The 20,571-nt window shown below is 68.4% G+C and carries 15 protein-coding genes; 8 read left to right on the forward strand and 7 right to left on the reverse strand.

Annotated elements, in window-relative coordinates; translation table 11 throughout:
• Positions 1-2,837: 2,837 nt before the first annotated feature.
• The 5 genes from trxA to IWX63_RS14745 all read right to left on the reverse strand — a co-directional run bounded on the left by trxA (position 2,838) and on the right by IWX63_RS14745 (position 8,373).
• The gene (gene trxA, locus IWX63_RS14725) at positions 2,838-3,164 is read right to left on the reverse strand and encodes a thioredoxin (protein WP_199278902.1); all 327 of its coding nucleotides are present in this window, start codon (positions 3,162-3,164) and stop codon (positions 2,838-2,840) included.
• A gap of 27 nt (positions 3,165-3,191) precedes the next feature.
• Positions 3,192-4,226 carry a thioredoxin-disulfide reductase gene (gene trxB / locus IWX63_RS14730; RefSeq protein WP_199278926.1) on the reverse strand — a complete coding sequence of 345 codons (1,035 nt, stop codon included), beginning with the start codon at positions 4,224-4,226 and terminating at the stop codon, positions 3,192-3,194.
• Positions 4,227-4,418: 192 nt separating this feature from the next.
• Positions 4,419-6,020: an ABC transporter substrate-binding protein gene (locus IWX63_RS14735; protein WP_199278903.1), complete on the reverse strand. Its 1,602-nt coding sequence runs from the start codon at positions 6,018-6,020 to the stop codon at positions 4,419-4,421.
• A gap of 73 nt (positions 6,021-6,093) precedes the next feature.
• Entirely contained in the window at positions 6,094-7,821 is a 1,728-nt protein-coding gene (murJ, locus tag IWX63_RS14740; RefSeq protein ID WP_199278904.1) for a murein biosynthesis integral membrane protein MurJ, read from the reverse strand.
• A gap of 72 nt (positions 7,822-7,893) precedes the next feature.
• Positions 7,894-8,373 (reverse strand): NUDIX hydrolase, encoded by a 480-nt coding sequence (locus tag IWX63_RS14745; protein WP_334685900.1) that lies wholly within the window; start codon positions 8,371-8,373, stop codon positions 7,894-7,896.
• A gap of 192 nt (positions 8,374-8,565) precedes the next feature.
• Between IWX63_RS14745 and IWX63_RS14750 the strand changes: the two genes are divergently transcribed.
• Together IWX63_RS14750 and IWX63_RS14755 are read left to right on the forward strand one after the other, a co-directional pair.
• Positions 8,566-10,011 (forward strand): CCA tRNA nucleotidyltransferase, encoded by a 1,446-nt coding sequence (locus tag IWX63_RS14750; RefSeq protein WP_199278906.1) that lies wholly within the window; start codon positions 8,566-8,568, stop codon positions 10,009-10,011.
• Entirely contained in the window at positions 10,008-10,658 is a 651-nt protein-coding gene (locus IWX63_RS14755; protein ID WP_199278907.1) for a histidine phosphatase family protein, read from the forward strand. The genes IWX63_RS14750 and IWX63_RS14755 overlap by 4 nt, the downstream gene beginning before the upstream one ends.
• Here the strand turns inward: IWX63_RS14755 and IWX63_RS14760 are convergent.
• Positions 10,655-11,830 (reverse strand): DUF418 domain-containing protein, encoded by a 1,176-nt coding sequence (locus IWX63_RS14760; protein ID WP_199278908.1) that lies wholly within the window; start codon positions 11,828-11,830, stop codon positions 10,655-10,657. The genes IWX63_RS14755 and IWX63_RS14760 overlap by 4 nt on opposite strands.
• A gap of 579 nt (positions 11,831-12,409) precedes the next feature.
• Between IWX63_RS14760 and IWX63_RS16840 the strand changes: the two genes are divergently transcribed.
• The 4 genes from IWX63_RS16840 (at position 12,410) to IWX63_RS14775 (ending at position 16,456) form a co-directional block, all read left to right on the forward strand.
• Positions 12,410-12,532, forward strand: coding sequence for a hypothetical protein (locus tag IWX63_RS16840; protein ID WP_334685901.1), 123 nt, complete (start codon positions 12,410-12,412; stop codon positions 12,530-12,532).
• Positions 12,533-12,712: 180 nt separating this feature from the next.
• A complete protein-coding gene (gene mshA, locus IWX63_RS14765) occupies positions 12,713-13,960 on the forward strand; it encodes a D-inositol-3-phosphate glycosyltransferase (protein WP_199278909.1) in 1,248 nt (415 codons plus the stop codon).
• A gap of 31 nt (positions 13,961-13,991) precedes the next feature.
• The gene (locus tag IWX63_RS14770; RefSeq protein ID WP_199278910.1) at positions 13,992-14,762 is read left to right on the forward strand and encodes a phosphatase; all 771 of its coding nucleotides are present in this window, start codon (positions 13,992-13,994) and stop codon (positions 14,760-14,762) included.
• Between the two features lie 26 nt (positions 14,763-14,788).
• Complete coding sequence (locus IWX63_RS14775) at positions 14,789-16,456, forward strand: formate--tetrahydrofolate ligase (RefSeq protein ID WP_199278911.1); 1,668 nt, start codon at positions 14,789-14,791, stop codon at positions 16,454-16,456.
• Positions 16,457-16,536: 80 nt separating this feature from the next.
• Here the strand turns inward: IWX63_RS14775 and IWX63_RS14780 are convergent, their stop codons facing one another.
• The gene (locus IWX63_RS14780) at positions 16,537-17,622 is read right to left on the reverse strand and encodes an inositol-3-phosphate synthase (protein ID WP_199278912.1); all 1,086 of its coding nucleotides are present in this window, start codon (positions 17,620-17,622) and stop codon (positions 16,537-16,539) included.
• A gap of 191 nt (positions 17,623-17,813) precedes the next feature.
• Between IWX63_RS14780 and IWX63_RS14785 the strand changes: the two genes are divergently transcribed.
• A complete protein-coding gene (locus IWX63_RS14785; RefSeq protein ID WP_199278913.1) occupies positions 17,814-19,445 on the forward strand; it encodes a glycosyltransferase family 87 protein in 1,632 nt (543 codons plus the stop codon).
• Complete coding sequence (locus IWX63_RS14790) at positions 19,442-20,539, forward strand: lipid II:glycine glycyltransferase FemX (protein ID WP_199278914.1); 1,098 nt, start codon at positions 19,442-19,444, stop codon at positions 20,537-20,539. Before IWX63_RS14785 ends, IWX63_RS14790 begins: the two co-directional genes overlap by 4 nt.
• Positions 20,540-20,571 lie beyond the last annotated feature (32 nt).

Here is a 20,571-nt window from a genome sequence, read left to right on the forward strand (position 1 = left end):
CAGGGCTCTGTCGATCACATACACGACGGCCAGAATGTTCCGCCGCTCCTGCCTGAGTCCATAGCCCCTCATCACTTCTCTGCCCACACGCCGCAGGCGGGCAGTCGGTTCGGATCAGTTCCATCAGTTCGGGGGAACCAGCGGTGGTCGGACGGGAGCGAATCTCCTCCGCTCGGGCTCGGGGCACTGACTGCTGCTGCCACTCCACCTGCTGCCTCCCCTCACGTTCCATCCTCGTGATGCTCCGCAGCCGATTCCTGTTCGGTGAGCCATGCCAACATCAGCGTGGCCGATGTCAGTAGAGAAAACTGACGTCCGGTTGTGTCTGGCCGGTATGGTCCGTGGCCTAGCTGTGTGTGCAGAACGAGCCCAGCGCTTCATTGCAACAAGTTCGGTTGCACCTACGTCGGATGATGCAGGTGACGAGTCGGCGCACCTCGTCGGATCGATGGTTCACGCTCCAAGGCGCGGCGCGGTGAGGCGAGCACAGTGCGCCCCGAGGGTCCACGCGCGGACGTTTCACGTGAAACCTGGTCCTTGGGCCTCACGGGTCCCTCCCCCTTCGGTCGTCGGTCGGCATCGCCCGAGGACGCGCGGGGCGCGTGGATGCACGCGGAGGCGCAGGGCATCCGATGCTGTGGGCCGAGTAATTCCCTCGGTCCAGAGAGTGGCCCGCGGTGCTGCTGGTGTGGTGCTGAGGGCGGGGTGGAATTCCTGAACCGTGCAGCGAGGCAGGTGGAGCTAATCGCCTGGCGTACAGAGCGACAGTGGCAGTGACGTTGAAAGTGACTGTAAAAGTGACAGGCAGAGTGACAGTGACAGTGAACGGATCCGGTCAGCGGACAATTCGGGTCAGTCGTTCCCGCCGCCCGCGGTATGGTCGGACCTGCATAAGTCGAGGTGGCAGGCCTCCGAGCCTCCGGTGCGCCCACCAACGCCGACGTACCACGCACGTGACATTGACCAGAAAGCAATTCATTCACATTGATTAAGGGTGCAAGACCAGCTCAGGAGCTCCGAGACGGTACCGGCGTCGCCGTCTGAGTCGCCAGACGTCAGACCGAGCACTCCGATCCCTTCGCACTCTGGACCCGACCCGTCAGCCGTTCGTCTGCGCTACGCCACAGCCGTTTCACGTGAAACGTGATCTTCTGGGTAGCAGCGCACGCAGGCCGGGTCGAACGTACCGCCGATACGGTGCGCTGGATGCTGAAATGCGCGGCAGCCCGGCACGTCATCGGTCAGCTTGTCGTGCTTGCGATCTACGGGTCGCTCGATCGAAGTCTTCGAGGCATGGTGGGCTGTATGCTCTGCCGAGGGTTGGTGGTGGCGGTTCCTCGGGTCGGAGCCGACGCGCCATCGAATTCGCACGATCGCCCTCAGCGGGTCAGGGCGAGCATGGATCGGCATATTCACATCACCCCTGGGCGCCCTCGCTTCGGTGGCTTAAGTTTCGGTTGAGCAGGATTTGCGTGGCCCAGGTGGACTTCGCACGGGCCGGAGACCCTGTGAGCACATGCCGTGGATGGCCGAATCCGACGCGCCTTGCGCCGACCGTCGAGGCTGATCTTGCCGGTTGCAGAGAGAGAACTAATCCCGGCTTTGTTTTGGCGATGCCCGCACTCTCGGAGTCGCCTCGAGCGAAAGAGGCGGGTGTACCTCCGGACCGCGGCGCCCGTGGCTCGGTTCCGCGCGGCTCAGACACGCTGCGTCCGGAGGGAACGCAGCGCGGGTCGGTCAGAAGATCTACAGTGGTGCCCCTTGGGTCGACTTGGGATCCTAGGACCGGGGCGGTGAGAGAGTGGCTGCCAACTAATGGGCGGACGAGAGCTCGGCAGACCACGGTGCATCACCGGGCGCGCATTGCGGGGGTCGCTGCTACGCGTAGGGTCGACGGGTGTTGCACGGCGCGAGGTACGAAAACCCGCGGGGTACGACGACCCGGGTGAGGGAGGCTTGACCGGTGTTGCCGGTGTTGCCGGTGTTGCCGGTGTCGCCCGGTGTTCCACGTGAAACGTCCAGTCGGGCACAGCGTCATCGACGAGCCGCATCAACTCGACGCGACGTGAGGAGTTCTGGGATCACTCTTCCGGTCGCATCGTCGGTAATTCAGGACCTAGGGTCTTCGATGAGGCGTGGACCATCGCAGGAAATTATCCATCGCGGGGCAGGGAGGCAGGCCATCCTCACCGCCCTCGGGCCCGGAGCGATCTCGAGTGCCGGTCCGGCCGCCGAACGCACATCTAGGTTGCCAGACCGACAAAAACAGCTGAAAGCTGATGTATTCAGCAACAAAGGAAGCAATTGTTGGTTTCACGTGAAACGCGACACTGCCGGTAAACGCATGCGCCCGCCGGGCACGCCGGCCATGTGCGCTGCTCAGAGGATGCCAGGCGAGCCATTCCAGGCTTGAAGCTGCCGGAAGGGGTGCTTGCCGGGTACTGAAGGACGGGGCGAATGACACAACCTCGGCTGCCAAGACCCTTCTCCGGGCCGTTACGGTCGACGGAGCAAGGTCGTCCATGAGATTCGTTTCTTTCCAGACCGGCTGGTGCTCTCAGCGGATCAGCTCCGGACGTCTCGCACCGGTGTCAGAGCCAGGGACGAAGGGACCTCGATGGCAGACGGCCTTCATCGAGGCGGGCGCCGGAAGAAGGACCACGATCGGAAGTCCTGGTGCGAATCACAGGAGCGCTGGTCGGCGTGCGTCATCATTCCCAGCATGCACACACGGGAGCCGCCCTCGTGGATACCGCGTGGCCAGGAAAGGCCCGCGTGGCCACACACAGGAGGGGCCCGTCGGATCGATCCGACGGGCCCCTCCGTTGACGCTGCGATCAGTTGATGAAGGCCGCGAACTCCTGCTCGAGGACCTGCTTCGGCTTGGCGCCGATGGAAGTCGCTGCGACCTCTCCACCCTTGAAGACGTATACCGCGGGAATGGAGGTGATGCCGTACTTCGCTGCGATAGCGGGATTGTCATCGACGTTGACCTTCACGACGTCGACCTTCTCGCTGTGCTCGGCTGCGATGTCATCGAGGATCGGGGACAGCATGCGGCAGGGGCCACACCATTCGGCCCAGAAATCGACGATGACGGGCTTGCTCGCCTGCAGGACATCAGCGTCGAATGACGCGTCTGTCACATCCTTTGCGTTGCTCATTGTGTTGCTCCTTGCGTAGTTGGTCGATCAGAGGGTGGCTGATTCGGAGACTGCTTCGGCCGGAGGGGTGGGTACCCGCGCGGCGGTCATGCCGGCACTGACCGTGTCGGCCAGATAGTGCTCTACATCGAGGGCCGCGACGCAGCCGCTACCCGACGCTGTGATTGCCTGGCGGTAGGTCGGATCGATGACGTCGCCGGCGGCGAAGACGCCGGGCAGGGAGGACTTGGAGGTCCGTCCCTGGACGGCGATGGTGCCCTCGCTGGTCAGCTGGAGTTGGTCCTTGACGAGGTCCACGCGCGGATCGTTACCGATGGCAACGAAGATGCCGGTGACGTCGACGTCGCTGGTCGACCCGTCGACCGTGCTCGCGACCTTCACGCCGGTGACCTTCTCGGCGCCGTGGATGCCGACGACCTCCGAGTTCCACAGGAAATGGATCTTCTCGTGGGCGAGGGCCCGATCCTGCATGATCTTCGAGGCACGGAGGCTGTCGCGTCGGTGGATGACAGTCACGGAGCGTGCGAACTTCGTGAGGAACAGGGCTTCCTCCATCGCCGAGTCACCGCCGCCGACCACCGCGATGTCCTGATCCCGGAAGAAGAAGCCGTCGCATGTCGCACACCAGCTGACACCGTGTCCTGACAACCGCTTCTCGTCGTCGAGCCCGATCTCCCGGTACTCGGAACCGGTCGAGATGATGACCGCTCGTGCGAAGAACTCCTCGCCCGTGCCGATGGTGAGCTTCTTGATGTCGCCGGAGAGTTCCGCGGACACCACGTCCTCATAGAGGATTTCGGTGCCGAATCGACGCGCCTGCTGCTCGAACTGTTCCATCAGCTCGGGACCCATGACACCCTCCGGGAAACCGGGGAAGTTCTCGACGTCGGTGGTGTTCATGAGCTCGCCGCCGGCCTTGACCGAACTGGCGAGCATGAGGGGTTTGAGGTTGGCGCGGGCGGTGTAGACCGCCGCGGTGTACCCGGAGGGCCCGGATCCGACGATGATGACGTCGTGGACCTTGTGGTCACCGCCGGAGAAATCTGCCGTGGGTGTTTCCAGCTGGACATCGGTGTGCGTGGTCACGTGTTCGGAAGACCTTCCTGTCTTTTCCTGCGCTGATACGGCCGTGCCGGGCGTTTCTCACGGACACCTCCCACAACGGAACCGTGGGGGAGGTTATTCCGCCGGACGAGGGTGTCCGGGCCGGCCCGGATGCGCGCTCCACAGGACCGCGCAGCACGCACCGCGGGGTCAGCTGACGTCGATCTCGGCGATCCTGAGCCCGAACGGGAACTGGGCCTGGATGTTGGAGAGCCGAGGCAGCTGCGTGAAATTGATGATGACGTATCGTCCGGCGACCGGACCGTCGGGGCCGGCGGGAATGGGGAGGTTCGCGGTCGGCGCGGTGAAGCCACCCTGCGCGATCTGCTCGGCGCCGGCGAGCGTGGGCTGGTCGTTCACGAGGACGGAGAAGGTGCCACCCGCGGCGTTGAGCTGGTCGATGGTGACCTGCGTGATGGTGGATTCCTGCTCCAGTTCGACGACGAGCGCCAGGTTCGTGGCGAGCCCTCCGAAGGTGTCACTGGCGTAGACCTGATTGCCCCAGAAGGTCGCGGGGTTCCCGTCGATGATCAGCGGCAGCGTCGTGTCGTTGCCGGCGTCGAGCCCGGGGTTGTCCGGGACGAGCCGGGTGATGCCCGTGATCACGGGCGTCACTGCCGCCGGTGTGGGCGTCGGCTCCGCGGAGGGCGCGGCCGGGGCCGTCGTCGGTTCCTCCGCTGGTGCGCTCGTCGATCGGACGGGATCGTCCTCGGCAACCGGGCTGCTTCCGCTGAACACGGAGCCCAGGTGCGTCGCCGCGAGGACGACGGCCACCACCAGGACGACGGTGAGCACCAGTCCGACGAGGATCCGGGTGAACTTCCGGCCACCGCCGTCGCTGTCGTCGTCATCTTCCCGGTCGGCCTGCTCCGTGTCGTATTCGTCCGGATCATCCGAGCCGGCGGTGCGGGCGTCGTCGTCATCGCTGTAGGCGGACGCCGGGAACAGCGATGCCGGCCGCGCGGAGGTCTGCGTTCCGGCGGAGGTCGCTCCGGCAGCTGCTCCTGCTGCGGCGCCGGCCGCCACGGCGGCGGGGCTCAGGCGCTCATGGGTGTTCTCGTCGCGGGCGTTCTCGTCCCGGGATTCGTCGCGCGATGCCGAGGGTGAGGCGGCGGGTGAGGCCCCGCCCGGTCGCCGGCTCGGCGGCGGCGGCACGCGGTGCGATGATGTCCGCTGGTCGCCCAGGGGCTGAGCGGCGACCGGCTCGGCGGGGACGGGGGCGAGATCCGAGGTGTCGTCCTGCTGCGGATCCCCTGCATTCCGCCGCCCGAAGCGCCGCGTCAGGCCGGACAACCGCGAGGGGCGCTGGGGCCGGTCGTCGTAGTCCTCGTCGTGATCGTCGTCGTAGGTCTCGGGTTCCGTGGAGCGCGGATGGCCGAAGATCTCGGAACCGAGCGTATCGGTGAAGAACGGTTCGATGTACGGCGCCTCGTGCGCCGGCGCGTCCTGCTGGACGATCAGGTCGAGCATGTCGGCGGCGGGTGCGCGGTTGGTCACGAGGTAGGTGCCGGAGTCGGTGATACCCAGGTCGAGGACCTGGATATTGCCGTTCCTGTCACCGGTGGCCAGTTCCCGGGCACTCGTGGCCACCTGCGAGGCGTTGCCGGCCGAGGCGACGAGGATGCTGACGGCCCGGTTGAGGACCTGGTCCACGCCGTCGAGCACGAGATCCTTCTCAGCAGATGCCAGTACGTAGGCGGTCACCTTGTACCGGCCACCCAGCACTGAACCGACGTCTACTGCTTCTGGCACGTGTTCCTCCCCGGAAACCCTGGCTGATTTTTACCCATGCTACCGGTCGGTCGTCCCATTCCCGGGCGGTACGTCAGGCGCCGCTCCGGCGGAATCGTGCGAGGAGCGGGCCCGTGAGCTCGGCGAGTTCGGTGACGCGCAGCAGTTTCAGCATCACGAGGTACACGGCGAACATGAGGACTCCTCCGATCGCGAGCACGAGGAGGGCGTTCGGTTTCGACTGCCAGAGGAAGCCGTCGGCGCTGTACCCTCCGAACGCCCAGCACAGGACGGTCCCCGCGACAGCTGCCACGATGCCGGCGAGGGTGAGGCGGACATGGACGTCGAAGACGTGTCCGGCGCCGTAGGAGCCGATCTTCCGGGTGAGGAACAGGTGGCTCACGACGACGGCGATCGCGTTGCCGAGCGAGTAGGCGACGGCGAGCATCGGCACGATCAGCCGGGGGTCGAACGTACCGGCGATGAGGGCGAGGCTGACCCCCACGGCGGACAGGATGATCTGGATCTTGAGCGGTGTCCTGACGTCCTCGCTGGCGTAGAAGACACGGTTGAGGAAGAAGTTTGCACTGAGGAACGGGGCGCCCACGGCGAGGATCGCGATGATCACGCCGTTGATGGCGGCGCTCTCGGGGGATTCGCTGAAGAGGACGCCGAGCGGTCCGGCGAAGGTGAGCAGTGCCGCCGCGCCGAACACCGTGGCCACGCCGATCATGCGCAGGCCCCGCGACAGGGTGGCCCGCACCGTCCGCAGGTCGCCGTCTGCATGCGCGGACGAGAGCTGGTTGAACATGACCGTGGCCAGTGACAGCGCGATCACGGAGTGCGGCAGCTGGTACACCATCGCGCCGAACTCGAGGTTGGTGGACCCCGGGATCTGCACGGGAGGGTCCTGGGCCAGGAAACCCTGCCGGGCATCGGAGGCGATGGTGGCGACGCGCAGGTTCACGAGATAGAGACCGTTGCCGATGAGCATCGTCAGGATCGTCACCGACGCGAGCTTGCCGGTCCGCCCGAGGCCCGTGCCGCGGAGGCCGAACTTCGGCCGCAGTCCCAGGTTCAGGCGCTTCAGCGGGATGAACATCACGAGCGCCTGGATCACAATCCCGAGCGTGGTCCCACCGGCCAGCAGCACCGTCTGGTCCGTGGTCCACGTCTCCGGTTGGTGCCGTTCCGCCTGCTCACCACCCATCAGCGCGATGAAGACCACCAGGAAGGCGATGGACACCACGTTGTTGACGACGGGCGCCCACATGTACGGGCCGAACGAACCGTTGGCGTTCAGGATCTGCCCGGTCACCGCGTAGATCCCGTAGAAGAAGATCTGCGGGAGGCACCAGAAGGCGAACGCCGTGGTGAGGGCGAGGTTCGCCCCCGTGAAGCTCGTCGTCACGCCGACGATCACCGGCGCGGCGAGGGTCACGAGCACGGTCAGCACGAGGAGCGCTGCTGCCGTGAGGGTGAGGAGCCGGCTGACGAAGTCCGCCCCCCGGTCCGGCTGCTTGCTGGCCCGGATGATCTGGGGCACCAGGACCGCGTTGAAGACGCCCCCCGCCAGCATCAGGTAGAGGAAATTGGGGAGGTTGTTGGCCGAGGTGAACAGGTCCGACACCTGACCCGTGGCGCCGATCGCCGTCGCCAGCAGGGCCACGCGGACCAGGCCGAGGATCCGCGAGACGAGGGTACCCGCGGCCATGATCGCGCTCGACCGGACGGTGGAACCGCTCCGTGGCGCCGAGGGATCGTCGCGGACCGGGTGACCGGGGTCCTGCAGGGGTACCGAGGCTGTGTTCGTGTCAGACATCGCTCCCCATCGTCTCACCGATGGGACGACGACGGCGCGCCTCGGCCCGGCTGCGGTGGTCGCGCGCCGGACTCAGAGGTGCTCGGGCAGGACCTCGCGGGCGAGGTCGGCGATCCGCCGCTCGTTGGGGAAGGACAGGCGGCGGCCGAGCTCCTGCAGGGGGACCCACGCGACGTCGACGGCCTCGTGGTCGGGATCGTTCTCGATGGTGAGGTAGCCGCCGGTGCTGATCAGGAGGTAGTGGTGGACGGTCTTGTGCACGCGGTGGCCGCTGACCGTGAACCAGTAGTCGATGCTGCCGAGCGCGGAGACGATCCTGCCCTCGATGCCCGTCTCCTCGGCGATCTCCCGGACGGCCGCTTCCTCATTGTTCTCCGCGCCCTCGGGGTGGCCCTTCGGCAGGCACCACTCGAGGCGTCCGCCGCGGTTGAGGCGGGCGATGATGGCGACGTCGAGGGTCTCCTTCGAGGCGTCGACGACGATACCGCCTGCGGACACCTCCTCCACCGTGGGCAACTGATGCTGCACGGCAGGCATACCCGTGGTTCCCATTGACACTGTCAACGGGGTGCGCTTCGGAGCACTTGGAACGGGTCGGTCCATGCAGACCACTCTAACGATCTTTGGCCCGGAGCGATGACGGCGCGACCCTTCACCCGCCCGTTCCCGCAGCAGCGTCACGGCATCATGCGGCCCCGTCCGCGGTGTGGGAAACGGGTGCTGATCTGGCACCCTTAAGGGACTATGGCGCACCTGCTGGACACTTCGACCCTCACCGCACCCCTCCCTCCTGTTGTCCTCGAGGTCGGCGAACTCTTCGACGCCGCGGGCCACGAGCTCTCGCTCGTCGGCGGGCCGGTGCGCGATCTCTTCCTGGGCAGGGTGTCGCCCGATCTGGACTTCACCACGGACGCCCACCCGGACCAGACGCTCGCGGTCGTCAAACGCTGGGCTGATGCGTACTGGGAGATCGGCCGGGCGTTCGGCACGATCGGCCTCCGGAAGGACGGCTACCAGATCGAGATCACCACGTACCGCGCCGAGGCGTACGACCCGTCCTCCAGGAACCCGACTGTCGCCTTCGGCACGAACCTCGACGATGACCTCGAGCGCCGCGACTTCACGATCAACGCGATGGCCCTCAAGCTGCCGTCCCTCGAACTCGTCGACCCGTTCGGTGGTGCCCGGGACCTGCACGCCGGCGTCCTCCGCACTCCTGGCACGCCGTCGTCGTCGTTCTCCGACGACCCGCTGCGCATGATGCGTGCCGCCCGCTTCGTCTCCCAGCTGGGCGTGGCCCTCGCCCCGGAGGTGACGGAGGCGATGACGCACATGTCCGAGCGGATCTCGATCATCTCTGCCGAGCGCGTGCGGGACGAACTGGTCAAGCTCATCCTGGGCACGGCGCCCGACGCAGGGATCGACCTGATGGTGGAGACGGGGCTCGCGGAGCACGTGATGCCGGAGGTCTCCGCGCTGCGGCTGGAGACGGACGAGCACCACCGGCACAAGGACGTCTACCAGCATTCCCTCACCGTCCTCCGCCAGGCGTGCTCCCTCGAGTCGGGCGAGGACGGGCCGGTCCCGGGGCCCGACGTCGTCCTGCGGCTCGCCGCCCTCCTGCACGACATCGGCAAGCCCGCGACCCGGAAGTTCGAGCCCGGAGGCGCGGTCAGTTTCCGGCACCACGACGCCGTCGGAGCGAAGCTCGTCGGGAAGAGGCTGCGGGCGCTGAGGTTCGACAACGACACCATCAAGGCCGTGGCGCGCCTCGTGGAACTGCATATGCGGTTCTACGGTTACGGCGAGGCGGGCTGGAGCGATTCGGCCGTCCGCCGCTACGTGAGCGACGCCGGTCCCCTCCTCGAGCGGCTCCATCGCCTCACGCGCTCCGACGTCACCACCCGGAACCGGCGCAAGGCCGAACGGCTCGCGTTCGCCTACGACGATCTCGAGGCGAGGATCGCCGCGCTCGCCGACCAGGAGGAGCTGGCCTCGATCCGCCCCGACCTCGACGGCGAGCAGATCATGGCGCTGCTCGGTGTCCGGCCCGGCCCCGTGGTGGGTCGTGCCTACCGCTTCCTCCTCGAGGAGCGGATGGACCACGGCCCGCAGGACCCGGCCGACGCACAGACCAAGCTCCGCCAGTGGTGGAGCGAGCAGCCCGAATCCCAGGAGAGCACCCCATGAAGCCGTTGTCAGGCGCCGCAACACCGGATCTCACCCCGTCGGGCACGCCCCTGCCCCGCCTCTGGCTGCTGCGGCACGGCGAGACGGAGTGGTCCAGGGACGGCCGCTACACGGGCCTGACCGACCTCCCCCTGACCGGACACGGGGAGGAGCAGGCGCTCGCCGCGCGCGAGCACCTCCAGGGCGTCGACTTCGACCTCGTGGTGACCTCGCCCCTGCAGCGTGCGGTCCGCACGGCCGAACTCGCGGGCTTCCCCGACGCCGAGGTCCTGCCCTACGCCCACGAGTGGGACTACGGCGACAACGAGGGGCGGAACAGCGCGAGGGTCCGCGTGGAGAACCCCGACTACCTGATCTGGAACGACGGCGCCCCGCACGGCGAGACGCTGGACCAGGTGGCGGAGCGGGCGGACCGCGTCATCGCCCGCGTCCAGGCCGGGTGCGGGACCGCGGCGGACAACGACCCCGGGGCGACGCCCGTGCAGAATGCGCTGCTCGTGGCGCACGGCCACTTCCTGCGGATCGTCGCGGCCCGCTGGCTGGAGTTCGGCGGCATCGAGGGCCGGCGCTTCGTGCTCGGCACGGCCGCGGTCTGCGCGCTCGGCTGGGACAAGCAAACGCCCGCCATCGTGCACTGGAACCTCTAGGCGCCGTCGGGACCTGACACCCGCCGCGGCGTCCCGCGGGCGAAGCGCCGCAGGGCCCACTCGAGCGGACCGGTCCGGTACCTCGCGAGGACGAAGCGGCTGGCTGCCGCCTGCCCGGCGAAGAGCACGACGACGACCGCGACCACCAGGGTGGGCGGGAGTCGGTCCATCAGGCCGAGTCCGTACCCGGTGAAGACGAGGCACAGCACGGCGGACTGGGCCAGGTAGTTGGTCAATGACAGGCGCCCGGTAGGAACGAGGACCGCGGCGACGACGCGTCCGGCCCGTGACCCCAGCACCAGCAGGAGGGACGCGGCGTAGCCCGCGGTCACGAGCGGTGACGCCACGACCGAGATGCCGGTGGCCAGGAGTGGCGCCGCGCTCCCGGCGCCCCACACGTCGAGGTAGGCCGAGTACCCCGCACCGGCCAGGCCGAGGGGGAGGGCCAGGACGACGACGCGCCACAGCACCGTGCGAGGGGGCACTGCGGGTCGGAGGACACCCTGCATCGCGAGGGCGGAGCCCGCGAGGAAGGCCGCGAGGGCGAGCGGCCCCTGGAAGAACACGACGGACGGCAGGACGACGCCGTAGGTGGCCGCATTGGCAGCGAGTGCGTCGGCGGGGGACGCCGCGGGCGTGGACGGGGCGGCGCCGGCGGCTACGTCGGCTCCCGACGCCCCGCCGACGAGCAGGAGCGCCGCCGCGGCGACGAGGAGCAGGGCCATCCCCAGCGTGATGCCGATCGCGAGACCGAGCCGTGCACGCGGCGGGACGGATGCGGCGGCGAGCAGGATCGCGCCCGCCAGCGCGTACGTCAGCAGGATGTCGCCGTAGAACAGGGTCAGCCCGTGAACCACGCCGAGGATCCCCAGGAAGACGAGGCGCCGTGCCATGAGGCGTGCCGGGTCCCTGCCGGCCGTCGCGGCGAGTACGACGGACCCGTAGCCGAACAGCAGCGAGAACAGCAGGTAGAACTTGCCCTCGAAGAACGTCGCCACGACGAACCGGACACCGAGGTCCGTCCGTGACGCGGTGGACGCCTCCGGCCCTCCCGACAGATGGGACGAGTCGGCGAAGAACCACACATTGACCATGAGGATGCCGAAGAGGGCGAAACCCCTCAGGGCGTCGATCTGCGCGATGCGGGAGTTCGCAGTGGTCGGTCCCGACACCCAATTCCACCTTTCACCGGAAATACCCGGATAAATTCATTCGAAGGACTATGCCTGTACGTATTCCATACGGTAGCTTTGTCCACGTGCCATTGGGTCTTCCCAACTCGAACGGTTCCCCACTCGACCTACGAGGGAACCGTGGCCACATGACCGCAGGTCACTCGACGGAACGGAGGTGGAGATCGTGAATACCCTGCTCGGCGGAGCCTTTGCCCGCCGTACCGATCCCGCCTTCATCCCCCGTCTCCGCTAGGAAGTCTGCGCACCGGCGATAGCCGGACGAACCAGCACCCCTCCCCGTGCCCGTGCGCGGCTTCCTTCGAACTCCTTTCCCCGGCAATGCCGTTCGTGGCTCGTTCCTGCCGAATTCCTTCCTGCCGAAAGTTAGTCATGCCCAATTCCCGGCCCATTCCTGCCCAATTCACCGACGATCCCACGGAATCCCGTGGAGCCTCCGGCGAATTCATCATGAGCGGCTCCCTGACGCCGCTCCCGGACGCCCGTCCGGCACCGGACCCCCCGGGTGTCCCGGCACATCCCATGCCCGGTTTCCACCGCAGGAAGGAGGTGCAGCGCATGCTGAGGAAATGGGGGAACAGCATCTCCCTGTACGGGCGGACCTGGGTCGACCGGCCCCGTGACCCGTGGGAGGCGTCGCCGCGCTTCACGCTGCCCCAGCACACCACGTACATCAGGTGATCCGTCGGCGCCTGCCGCGTCGACCACAGCCGGCGATCAGATCAGCGATCCCGGGTGCGGTCGACGGGCAGCGACGGCCAGGTGTGCCATCGGTTCACGGAATGGGGGGCGTGAGCAGGGCGTTATAGGGTCGTGAGGTTATGCGACCGGTCTCCCTCCGCCGGTCGGAAGGGAGATGGTGTGTCCGGCGTCAGGCGCGTGGCCATGCTGTCCCTGCACACCTCGCCGCTCGAACAGCCCGGCACGGGGGACGCGGGCGGCATGAACGTCTATGTCAGGAGCACCGCCCTCGAACTCGCGGGGGTCGGGATCGACGTCGAGATCTTCACCCGGGAAGCCGGCGAGGGGCGCCCGCGGCGCGAGGTGCTCGCCGACGGCGTCGTGGTCCACCACCTCGATGCGGGACCCCGCCACCGCATCCCGAAGGAAGCCCTCCCGGGACTGACGGACACCTTCGCCGACGCGATCACCGAGGTGGCCGACCTCCTCGCGGACGGCCACTTCGACGTCCTGCATTCCCACTACTGGGTCTCCGGGATGGTGGGCCTCACGCTCAGCCGGCAGATGAACCTGCCCCTGGTCCACTCCATGCACACGATGGCGAAGGTCAAGAACCTGCGCATGAAGGCGCTCATCGCGCCGGAACCGGCCGAACGGATCGCCGGTGAGCAGGAGGTCGTCGCGGGGGCGGCACGCCTGATCGCGAACACGAGCACCGAGGCGACCGAACTCATCTCGCTCTACGGCGCCACCCCGGACCGGGTGGACGTGGTGGCACCGGGCGTGGACCTGTCGACGTTCCACCCGGGGGACAGGTCGGGCGCCCGCGCTGCACTGGCCTTCCCGCCGGAGCAGTTCCACGTGGTGTTCGCCGGGAGGATCCAGAAGCTCAAGGGTCCGCAGGTCCTCGTGGCCGCGGCCGCGGAACTCCGGCGCCGGCGGCCGGACATCCCGCTTGCCGTCAGCATCCTCGGTGCGGGAAGCGGCCCCGAGGCGCTCGCCCTCCAGCCCCTCATCGACGCCGCCGGCCTCACGCGGGACGTGCGCCTCTACCCGCCCGTCACCGCCTCCCACCTCGCGCAGTGGTTCCGTTCCGCGGACGTGGTGGCCATGCCGTCCTTCAGCGAGTCCTTCGGGCTCGTGGCGCTCGAGGCGCAGGCCTGCGGCACCCCCGTGGTCGCCGCCAACGTCGGCGGGCTGCCCCAGGCCGTCAGCGACGGGCGCAGCGGCCTCCTCGTGGACGGCCACTCCGCGACCGGCTGGGCGGACGTGCTCGAACGATTGCACGACGACGCCCGCCTCCGGGAGACACTGGGCCGCGGGGCCGCCACCCATGCGCTGGCGTTCGGCTGGCAGCGCACGGCCCTGCTGACGGCCCAGAGCTACCGCACCGCCGTCGAGCGTTTCTCCACGGCGACCGCCCGCTGAACCTCGGGCCCGCGCACCCTAGGATGGAAGCGTGAATCCCGCCGAGCTCGCCGAATACCTCGATTCCGTTCGTATCACCGGGCTGGTGGCCACGCCGCGGCAGGACAACCTGAAGCACATGCGGCTCTTCCTGGAGCGCAACGAGCACCTCGAGTTCGGGGTGGAACACACCCGCGACTGGACCTACGACGACGTCTTCGACCTCATGCACGAACGCGTGGGGACGAGCCCCGACCGGGACCACACCGAGGGCCAGGACACCATCGACGCCGGGAAGTGCGTCGCCGCCCTCGACCGTTTCGCCGACCGGCTGGGGGCGTCCGCCCGCCGGAGGGAGCGGATCCTCTTCGCCACGGGCCACCCGGCGGGCCTGCTCCCGGTCCATGCTGCCTTCGCGCAGGCCGTGGCCTCGGCGGGCGCCACGGTGGTACGCGTCCCGGAGGGGCGCCGCTTCGGCGCCGGTGACATCCGGCAGGTCTTCGGCGTGCTCGTGTGGCACCAGCACGGCGGACTCATGCACACCCACTTCCCCGAGCCGATGCGCCTGAGCCTCGAGACGCTCACCCGCGCCGGCCACGAACTGCCGGACCTCGTCGTGGCCGATCACGGGTGGGCCGGCCATGCGGCGAATGCCGGATTGCCGACCGTCGGCTTCGCGGACTGCAACGACCCCGGGCTGTTCGTCTCCGAGGCGCAGGGCCAGCTCGACGTCGCCGTCCCGCTCGACGACAACGTGACCCCGGGACTGTACGAACCCCTCATCGACTACGTCCTCGGGCGGGCAGGACTCCCGCGGGCCTGATCCCGGTGCGCTGATAGGTTGGCTGCATGAGCGATCTTGAGATTGCCCGCGCCGCCGCGGTGAAGCCCATCGAGGACATTTCCGATGCGGCAGGGATCCCGCGGGAGGCCCTGGAGTTCCACGGCCGTTTCAAGGCGAAGATCGACCCGCGCCTGCTGCCCGAGGACGGCCGTACCCCCGGCAAGCTGGTCCTGGTCAGCGCCATGAGTCCCACGCCCGCCGGCGAGGGCAAGTCCACCTGCACCGTGGGGCTCGCGGATTCGCTCGCCCGGGCGGGGCAGCGCGTCATGATCGCCCTGCGTGAGCCGTCCCTCGGCCCCGTGCTGGGCATGAAGGGTGGCGCGACCGGCGGCGGCTACTCACAGGTGCTGCCGATGGACGAGATCAACCTGCACTTCACGGGTGACTTCCATGCGATCACCTCCGCGAACAACGCACTGGCCGCCCTGATCGACAACCACATCCACCAGGGCAACGAGCTCGGCATCGATCCGCGGCGCATCACCTTCAAGCGGGTCCTGGATGTCAACGACCGCGCGCTGCGCGAAGTGGTCATCGGCCTCGGGGGGCCGATGCAGGGGACCCCCCGCCAGGACGGCTTCGACATCACCGTGGCCTCCGAGATCATGGCCGTCTTCTGCCTGGCTGGAGACCCCGCGGACCTGAAGGAACGCCTGGCGAACATCACCTTCGGCTACACCTACGACCGCCGACCCCTGACCGTGCGGGACCTACGGGTGGAGGGGGCGCTGGCACTGCTGCTCAAGGACGCCCTCAAGCCCAACCTCGTGCAGACCATCGCCGGCACCCCGGCCCTCGTCCACGGCGGCCCTTTCGCGAACATCGCGCACGGCTGCAACTCCGTCATCGCCACCCGGACGGCCCGCCGCCTCGCGGACATCGTCGTCACGGAGGCCGGTTTCGGCGCGGACCTCGGGGCCGAGAAGTTCATGGACATCAAGGCGCGGGCCGCGGATCTCGCCCCCCACGCCGTCGTGATCGTCGCGACCATCCGTGCCCTCAAGATGCACGGCGGGGTCGCCAAGGCGGACCTCGCCAGGCCCGACGCCGACGCCCTCCGGGACGGGACGGCGAACCTCCTCCGCCACGTGCGGAACATCGAGAAGTTCGGGATCCCGCCCGTCGTCGCCATCAACAGGTTCGGCACGGACTCGCAGGAGGAGCTCGACTGGCTGCTCTCCTGGTGTGCCGGCGAGGGGATCGCCGCCGCCGTTGCCGATGTGTGGGGCCAGGGCGGCGGGGGGCCCGGCGGCGACGAGCTCGCCGCCGAGGTGCTCGCCGCCCTCGAACGCCCCGTCGCCTTCTCCCACCTCTATCCGCTCGATCTCCCCGTCGCCGAGAAGATCCGCACGATCGTGCAGGAGATCTACGGCGCGGACGGCGTCGACTTCTCGGTCCCGGCCCTGCGCCGACTGAAGGAGATCGAGGCGAACGGGTGGGCGGGGATGCCCGTGTGCATGGCGAAGACCCAGTACTCGTTCTCGGACGATCCCAGCGTGCTCGGAGCACCCAAGGGCTTCACCGTCCACGTCCGGGACCTCATCCCGAAGACCGGTGCCGGGTTCATCGTCGCCCTCACGGGATCCGTGATGACGATGCCCGGACTGCCGAAGGATCCGGCCGCGCTCCGCATGGACGTGGACGCCGACGGCAACGCCGTCGGGCTGTTCTAGCGCCGGACCCTGCCGCCCGTTCGGGCCGGAACGCACGGGAGGCCGGGACGGATATCCGTCCCGGCCTCCTTCGGTGCTGTCTAGCGCTCGATGTCACCGCGGATGAAGGCCTCGACCTTCTCGTGGGCGATGTCGTCGGCGTACTGCTCAGGCGGCGACTTCATGAAGTAGCTCGACGCCGAGAGGATCGGTCCGCCGATACCGCGGTCCAGGGCGATCTTCGCCGCGCGGATGGCGTCGATGATGACGCCGGCCGAGTTCGGCGAGTCCCAGACCTCGAGCTTGTACTCGAGGGACACCGGGGCGTCACCGAAGTTGCGGCCCTCGAGGCGGACGAAGGCCCACTTGCGGTCGTCGAGCCAGGCGACGTAGTCCGACGGGCCGATATGGACGTCATTGGCCCGCAGCTGGGCCTTGACGTTCGAGGTGACGGCCTGGGTCTTGGAGATCTTCTTCGACTCGAGGCGGTCACGCTCGAGCATGTTCTTGAAGTCCATGTTGCCGCCGACGTTCAGCTGGTAGGTGCGGTCGAGCGTGACGCCGCGGTCCTCGAACAGCTTCGCCATGACGCGGTGGGTGATCGTGGCGCCGATCTGGCTCTTGATGTCGTCGCCGATGATCGGGATCCCGGCCTCGGTGAACTTGTCGGCCCACTCCTTGGTGCCCGCGATGAACACGGGGAGGGCGTTGACGAACGCGACGCCGGCGTCGATGGCGCACTGGGCGTAGTACTTCGCGGCGTGCTCCGAGCCGACGGGCAGGTAGCAGACCAGGACGTCGGCCCTGGAGGCCTTGAGCTGGGCGACGATGTCGACGGGCTCCTCGTCCGACTCCACGATGGTCTCGCGGTAGTACTTGCCGAGACCGTCCAGGGTGTGTCCGCGCTGGACGATGACGCCGGTCGGCGGCACGTCGGCGATCTTGATCGTGTTGTTCTCGCTGGCGCCGATCGCCTCGGCGAGGTCGTGGCCCACCTTCTTGCCGTCGACGTCGAACGCCGCCACGAACTGCACGTCCCCCACGTGGTACTTGCCGAACTCGACGTGCATCAAGCCGGGAATGGCACCCGACGCATCCGCGTCGCGGTAGTAGTGCACGCCCTGGACCAGCGACGCGGCACAGTTGCCGACTCCAATAATTGCCACGCGAATGGGGTTCTGTCCCACAGTTCTCCTCGAAAGCCAGTTGAATATGCCCCGGCCGTCATCGCCCCGGGCGCGGTTGGCAGGGAATGCCAGTCTACGTTCAGTTTTCAACGCGGGCGGATGCCGCGTCATTCCTCGATCGAGCCGGAATCGTCGGTCGCGCGCCCGGAGCGCCCGGATGCCCGCGGACGCGAGGAGGTTAGGCTCGGGAGATGACCTCGGGCACGGGCAGGCGCGGCCCCTATCGCATCAGTGTCCCGAGCCGGTCCGATCCTGCGCTGCGGCCACTGGTCGAGGGTGTCGGAGGCCCCCTCGGGCGGCGCGCCGACCCCGGTCGGATCTCGCCCGGATGGTTCACGGTGGAGCGGGTGCTGATCCTCCTGACCGTCTGCTCGGCGGTCCTGGCCGTCGTCGTCAAGAACCCCTGCCGGATCCAGGGATGGTCCGCACCGGACTACTTCTATCGCGCCTGCTATTCCGACTGGACCGAGCTCTACCGGAGCCGGGGTCTCGGAGACGGCGTCCTCCCGTTCATCACCCCCGGGGCGCTCTTCGAGTATCCGGTGCTGCTCGGGCTGCTCGCCTCGGGAACCGCGGTGCTCGTGGAGATGATCGGGAGCGGAGCCGAACCCGCCGAAGCCTCGCGCCTCTACTTCGACGTCAACGCCGTGCTCCTCGCCGGGGTGTGGATCCTGACGGTCCTCGCGACCCTCCGCCTGGCCGGCCGGCGCCCCTGGGACGCGGCCATCGTGGCCACTGCCCCGGTCATCATCCTGTCCGGCACCATCAACTGGGATCTCTGGGCCGTGCTGCTCGCGACGGCCGGGATGCTGGCGTTCGCGCGCGAGCGGCCGGTCCTGGCGGGGGTCCTCTGGGGGCTCGGCACCGCCGTGAAGCTCTACCCCGTCCTCATTCTCGGCGCGGTGCTGGTCCTGGCGATCCGCACGGGGCGCTACCGGCCCTTCCTCGGCGCCCTGGCCGGGACGCTCGCGGCCTGGCTCGCGGTCAACCTGCCGTTCCTCCTGCGTGATCCCGAGGGCTGGGGGTACTTCCTCACCTTCTCGGAGACGCGCGACGCCGGATTCTCCTCGGGCTGGTACGTCTACAACGCGCTGGCACGGCAGGCCGGCGCCGCCACCCTCACGCCGGGCGCGATCAACGCCGGCGCCGCCGTCCTGTTCGTGATCGCCTGCGCGGGCATCGCGGTCCTCGCACTCCGGGCGCAGCGCCGGCCCCGGCTGGCCCAACTGGTGCTGCTCATCGTGGGTGCGTTCATCCTCTGCAACAAGGTCTACTCGCCCCAGTACGCCCTGTGGCTCGTGCCCCTCATGGCACTCGCGGTCCCCCGATGGCGGGTGGTCTTCGCCTGGCAGTTCGTGCAGATCCTCCACTGGGCGGCGGTCTGGCTGTACCTGGGCGGCACGACGAGCGGGGGCCCTGCCGCGAACAACCTGGGACTGGGCACCTACTCCTGGGCCGTCCTCGCCCATATACTCGCTACTGCATATGTCATGGGCGTGGTTGTCGCGGAGATCCTCGCGCCTTGCCGGGACGTCGTACGGCGGATCGGCATCGACGATCCCCAGGGTGGCCCGTTCGACGGGGCACTCGACCGCTTCATCCTGGGTCTTCGCGGATCCTCGCCCCTGCGCCGACCCGTGGAGGGGCCGCGCACGGCGCGGAACGGATCCGCGGGTGCCGCTCCGATAGGCTTGCAGGACCGCGCGGGCGCAAGCGTCACCCCGCCGGCCGGCAGGATCGGGCCGGAGCCGGCCGGGACCCCGACCCGCAGCGCAGCCGATCATCAGACCAGTGCAGGACCCCCAGTGAGAGACCCCCAGTGAACCCAGCGCTCCTGACCTACAGCACGCTCGACCGGCAGGCGTTCGACGCCGTCGCCGCCGCGCACCCCGACGTGGTGATCCCGCTCGAGCAGACGCCCGACTGGGTCGACTTCGAGCGGGCCCTCGGGCGCACGCCGCTGGGTATCTGGGCCTACCGGGACGCCGCAGGCACGCTCGTCGCGACTGCCAGCTACGTGCACGTGGTGCGCCGCTTCCGTGAGTCCGTCGTCGTGGTCAACGGGCCGGTCTGGTACGCGGAGCGGACGCCCGCCGCCGAACGCCTGCTGATGGAGACCGTGCGTCGGCAGTTCCGCGATGATCCGACGGTGCATCCGCTCTACGTCCGCCTCCAGGTCGCCACCCTGCAGCCGCCCGCCACCGGCCCGATCGAACACGGCTGGTACGAGCGGGAGATCGTCGTCGACTTCACGCCGTCCGAGGCGGAGCTGCTGAAGAGCTTCAGGCCGAACGCCCGCAACAGCATCCGGCGGGCCCGACGCAACGGCATCGAGGTCAGGAACATTCCTCGCGAGGAATGGAAGCGGGTCTTCGCGACCGAGCTGTACCCGATCCTCCGGGAAACGGCGGAGCGCGACGGGTTCCAGTCCTTCGACTCGTCCTACTACGAGACCCTGCTGACCGTGCTCGGCGACCATCTCCGCCTCCTCGTCGCCTATGGCGACGGGCAGCCCCTGAGCTGGCTCATCACCACGGAGTACCGTGGCTACTCCGTCTACTACTTCGCCGGCAGCACGCAGGCCGCGCGCAGTACCTTCGCCCCCTACCTGCTCCTGTGGGAGGCGTTCAGGGCGCTCAAGGCCGCAGGCAACACAGCGTGCGGCCTGACGGGTGTCGAGAGCGAGAACTACCCCTCGCTCGCGAATGTCACGACGTTCAAGCGGAACTTCTCGAAGAACGTGGTGGTGGTGCCGACGACGTACGACGTCCCGCTGGATGCGGGCCGCTACTCGATGGTGTCGTCACTGCTGGCCGCGCGGCGGAGCGGACCGGCGGCCGCGCGGCGGACCGTCGGCCGCCTCCGGCAGGCGGTCGGTCGGGCCGGTGTGCGCGGCCGGACGAACACGGAGAGCTAGCCGGCGGGGATCGTCCCCGTCCGCGAGAGAGG

This window comes from Arthrobacter sp. CAN_A2, from assembly GCF_015752045.1.
Classification (GTDB): domain Bacteria; phylum Actinomycetota; class Actinomycetes; order Actinomycetales; family Micrococcaceae; genus Arthrobacter_D.

Coding starts and splice junctions, on each gene's coding strand:
- trxA (WP_199278902.1), bottom strand. CDS start 3,164: ATGAGCAACGCAAAGGATGTGACAGACGCGTCATTCGACGCTGATGTC.
- murJ (WP_199278904.1), bottom strand. CDS start 7,821: ATGTCTGACACGAACACAGCCTCGGTACCCCTGCAGGACCCCGGTCAC.
- IWX63_RS14745 (WP_334685900.1), bottom strand. CDS start 8,373: ATGGGAACCACGGGTATGCCTGCCGTGCAGCATCAGTTGCCCACGGTG.
- IWX63_RS14750 (WP_199278906.1), top strand. CDS start 8,566: ATGGCGCACCTGCTGGACACTTCGACCCTCACCGCACCCCTCCCTCCT.
- IWX63_RS14755 (WP_199278907.1), top strand. CDS start 10,008: ATGAAGCCGTTGTCAGGCGCCGCAACACCGGATCTCACCCCGTCGGGC.
- IWX63_RS16840 (WP_334685901.1), top strand. CDS start 12,410: ATGCTGAGGAAATGGGGGAACAGCATCTCCCTGTACGGGCGGACCTGG.
- IWX63_RS14775 (WP_199278911.1), top strand. CDS start 14,789: ATGAGCGATCTTGAGATTGCCCGCGCCGCCGCGGTGAAGCCCATCGAG.
- IWX63_RS14785 (WP_199278913.1), top strand. CDS start 17,814: ATGACCTCGGGCACGGGCAGGCGCGGCCCCTATCGCATCAGTGTCCCG.